Origin of the sequence: Streptomyces sp. NRRL F-5123, from assembly GCF_000721495.1 — a bacterium.
Taxonomy (GTDB): Bacteria; Actinomycetota; Actinomycetes; order Streptomycetales; family Streptomycetaceae; genus Actinacidiphila.
The window spans coordinates 1-398 of sequence record NZ_JOHY01000189.1 but is presented as its reverse complement, the minus strand read 5'-3'; the positions used below and the strand labels follow the sequence as shown (position 1 = coordinate 398).

Here is a 398-nt window from a genome sequence, read left to right as displayed (position 1 = left end):
GTGGGCGGACACCAGTTCCATGACGGGTCACTTGGGCGGTGCTGATCTGGCGCGGCTGACGCGTACGGGTCTGGCGCCGATCCCCACCGAGGACGGACTTGCCCTCTTCGACACCGCCCTGCGATCGGGCCGCCCGGCCCTCGTCACCGCCCTGCTCGACCTCCCCGCACTCCGCAACCGCGCGGTCAAGGAGGGCCTCCCGCCGCTGTTCTCGGCCCTCGTCCGCGCGCCGGTCCGGCGTCCCGTCGCCGAAGCCGGCGCCGCGGGGGCGTCGTCGTGGCTCGCGGACATGGCGGGGCTGGGTGCGGAGGAGCGGTCGGCGGCGCTGGCGGCGCTGGTCGGGGCGCAGGTGTCGCTGGTGTTGGGGCACGGTTCGGCGGGTTCGGTTGATCCGCAAC

1 pseudogene is annotated in these 398 nt (G+C 74.9%); it reads left to right on the top strand.

From position 1 onward, the window contains the following. Window positions 1-19: 19 nt before the first annotated feature. Window positions 20-398, top strand: a pseudogene (locus IH54_RS41095) (3-ketoacyl-ACP synthase); the annotation flags it as partial.